Source organism: Drouetiella sp. (assembly GCF_059504425.1).
Genome location: NZ_JCACIN010000041.1, coordinates 1 through 3,938, shown reverse-complemented (window position 1 = coordinate 3,938; position 3,938 = coordinate 1). Strand labels below are relative to the sequence as shown.

Annotated in this window: 2 protein-coding genes; both read left to right on the top strand. The window is 49.2% G+C overall.

The genetic code is table 11. The features are described 5' to 3' along the window. On the top strand, positions 1-668 hold a 668-nt coding region (locus AC5JMP_RS10415), incomplete at its 5' end, for a substrate binding domain-containing protein (RefSeq protein ID WP_495851392.1). Positions 669-985: 317 nt separating this feature from the next. Then, the coding region (locus AC5JMP_RS10410) for a GAF domain-containing sensor histidine kinase (protein ID WP_495851391.1) at positions 986-3,938 on the top strand (2,953 nt) is incomplete at its 3' end.

Here is a 3,938-nt window from a genome sequence, read left to right as displayed (position 1 = left end):
GAACGCTTCTCTACCTCTACAATAATGTCCTAACTCGTTCTCGTAGCGCTATAAAAGTGAATGCGCCGATGACATTCGGCACAATGCATTTGGCTCCTGCTCTTGCTGACTTTGTCGTACAGTATCCTAATCTTCAGGTACAACTGACGCTAAACGATCGCTTTATTGATCCGATCGAAGAAGGGTTCGATGTCACGGTGCGAATTGCCAAACCCCAAGAGACTGCGAGTTTAATTCTGCATCCGTTAACTGCTGCTCCACAATCACTTTGTGCCGCTCCCAGCTATTTAGAGAGACATGGAACTCCCAATCACCCGGATGAATTGCCGCATCATTCTTGTTTACACTATGGTCAACTTGCGGTGGAAGATCAGTGGATATTGATTGGATTAGAGGGAGAACAAACAATTTCAGTGAATGGAGTTTTGTGTTCTAATAACGGTGAAGTCTTGAGGGATGCTGCCGTTCGTGGGTTAGGGATTACGCTACTGCCGACATTTATTGTCGAGCAGGAATTGCAACAAGGGACGCTGCAAATTGTGTTGCCCAACTATCATCCACCTGAACTTTCGATTTCGGTGATCTATCCGGTCAATCGTCATCTATCAACCAAGGTGCGGTTACTGGTTGATTTCCTTCAGAAACAGTTTGGTGAGCAATCGAATTGAACTCTGTAGGTCAAGATGACATTGAACCGATACCAGTTTTATCACCTCCTTAAATGGATAGAAGCCTTTCATTTAACCAATTTGTAGTTAAGTGACTGTGGAATTGCACTTAAGTAACAGATTAATCGATTACCCTCTAGCTGTCGCTAGTCCTGAGATTGGAATACGTGTATCAAAGAAGTTGAGTTTTGAATCAACGTTAGTTAAGGAGACAGCCCTTACTTTCGTTGGGTTCAATTCAAGCTGAAGCTTGTATAGTGGGATCGTGTTCAATCATAGACTTTCAGGAAAACCCTGTTCTTACTTTAGGGATTGCTATGGACACAGCACAGGCTCAACTCCACGATCGCATCTTTGTTCTGGAACAGGAGAATGCCCTGCTGCGGTCGCGGCTCCAGTCCTGTGAGCACTCCTATGCCTTACTGCAACTCAGCGTCAGCAACTTTTCAGAACATCGCCTTTTAGAAGCTACTGCCCAAGTTGCTAGTGCTTTACTGACGATTTCGCCTCTTGATCAAGCCGTCAACACAGCTCTACAAATCATTGGCGAGAGTTTGGAGACTGATCGCGTAGCGGTGATCGAGAATTCTGTCCCTTCCTTTAACTCTGCATCTACAGGGTGGAAAGTGTTGTATGAATGGACTTCTCCTCATACCACGCCACAGATTTCTCATCCTGATTTATCACAAGGAACCTGGGAGGGCATTGAGGAGTGGTACGAGCGTTTGAGTCAAAATCAAAGCATTAGCTGTCTGCTGGAAGAAATGCCTGAACCTTTCCGAAGTGGGCAAGCAGAACTAGGATTGAAAGCGCTCTATGCTGTTCCCATTTTTGTCGAGGATAAGTATTGGGGAGTTATTGGATTTGATGACTGCCGTGAAGCAAAACGTCGCAGTCCAGCAGAACTGTCGGTATTGAAGATTGCTGCTGATTGTATCGGCAGTGCCATTCAGCGAGATCGCACTCAGCAAGCTATTCTAGAAGCGGAACAAGCGCGATCGACTGAACTAGAGAAGGTGAATAAGGCGCTTAAGCGAACGGTTGATGTGCTGGCAATAGAAACAGACCTTGATCGCTTTTTAGGACAGGTGCTCCGAGTGATTGCGGATCAACTGGAAGCGCCGCTAGCAGAGTATTGGTATCATCCCGAACCCGCTAATCTTGCTTATGTCGGGCTCACATACTGGCAGGGGCAGATTCTCAAACCAGAGGAACAGCCAGGGCATGTTGGCTCATTTGGCTACCCTGTGCCAGCAGAAATGATTCAGCGAGAAAGCCTGCACCATCGCCGGGGCCACTTCATCACTGAAGATATGGTAACCAGTCCGCTTCTTATCCAGGTTGCCCATGAATCTGGCTTAGATGCTGGCGCTTGGTACGGCTCGCGTGGGGTTAGCAGTGCCCTCAATGTGCCGTTGATTTTAGGTGACAAGACAATCGGGGCACTGATTGTCTTTTTTTCAGGGAGCCGTCCTTTCACTGAGCCACAGATTGAACTTGCCTATGCCTTGGCGCAACAGGTAACACTGGCAATTCAACTCACACAATTGGCAGAAGAAGCCAAACAAACGGCGATCGCCCGTGAGCAAAAACAAGCGGCTCAGCATCAGGCCGCAGAACTGGCTAGAGCCAACACCCTGCTACGCAACAGCTTGAGCGACCTATCTACAAATCCCAACCTCAACGATGTTCTAGGGCACTTGCTAGTGGAAGTCGTTCGCTATTCGGGAGCTTCGGTGGGGCACATCTTCAGCTATGATGCCGACCAGAATACCCTCAACCTGACCATTCGCTGCCAGGATGGGCAGCATTTTTTCACCCCTGCTGACGATGAACCGATCCTATTTCAATCCCCTATTCCCGTTGAGCGCACTTTGATTTTTTCTCAGCTTTGCGAACAGCCCAGGTTAGCTGTTCTTAATCAAGAAGACTTTGAAGGACGACTGTGGCAAGATGTCTCAGAATGGTTTCAAACCTGTGGCTATCAGGGCACCAGTACCTGTGTGTTGATGGTCGGCGATCGCCCTTTGGGACTCTTGGCAATGGCATTTCCACAGCCAATCGCCTTTAGTTCAGTCGAGGAAGAATTGGTTCTGGCCCTGGCTCAACAAATTGCGTTAGTGCTTCAACTAACAATCTTAGGAGAAGCTGATAAGCAAGCAGCATTAGCGAAGCTGAACGAAGTTCTTGCCCGTGAAGGAGAAGTAGCAGCCTTAGAACAGGTGGCAGAACTCGCAAAAGCGAATACCTCATTGCGTCGTTCCGTGACACACCTCAGCAGCACAGATAGTTTGCACTCATTTCTGTTGGCAGCGCTTCAGGGGGCGATTCAGTCTAGCCGTGCCGCAACGGGAGCGATATTTCTCTACCATAGTGCCTCTCATACTCTACAGGTGGTGGCTTTAGTGTTACATGGAGAAGTGATAGACATTGCTACTGATCCTCGTGCTGAACTCTGGCGTCCGCCTATGCCCGCCGACCTGACGCAGATTTTGCAGATGATGCAAGACCCATACCACCAGGTTATTTGGTTTACTCAGGATCAACCGTTATCAGAAACCTGGCAATTTTCGCGCCCCTGGCATCAGCAGCATGGACACAAAACTGTTTCCATGATCCCGTTGGCGATCGGTGAACAAGTACTGGGCTTTATGGGACTTGCTTTCACCACGGATAAACCACCGAGCGAGTTTCGCTTTGAGCAGTGCCGCAGCTTTGCCCACCATGCCGCTCTGGCTATTCAAATGGCTCAGTTAGCTGAGCAGGCTAAAGACGCGGCTCTCTTAGAAGAGCGCAACCGCATGGCAAGCGAGATCCACGATACTCTTGCTCAAGCCTTCACAGGCATTTCCCTTCAGATCGAAGTGGTCAAATCGCTGGTGCACGAAGAATCCCAAACCGTTCAGCAGATTCTCAAACACATGAGTCAACTGGCAGAAGCCGGACTGACTGAAGCGCGGCGATCGGTCTGGGCACTTTATCCGCTTGCCGCTGAGTATGCAGACTTAGCGCAATTGCTCTATGAAAGCGTAGAACAAATGACTCGTAATACCTCAGTCGCCGTTGAAGTCAACGTGCAGGGAAGCCCTTGCAGCCTGCCACCCTTCATCGGCATGAACCTGCTGCGCATTGGGCAAGAGGCAGTTACCAACGCCCTGAAACACGCTCAGGCTGATACCCTCACCATCGAACTTGCCTACGACAGTGATCGTATTAGCCTCACCATCTACGACAATGGGCGAGGCTTCACCCCACCCACCACGCTCGACA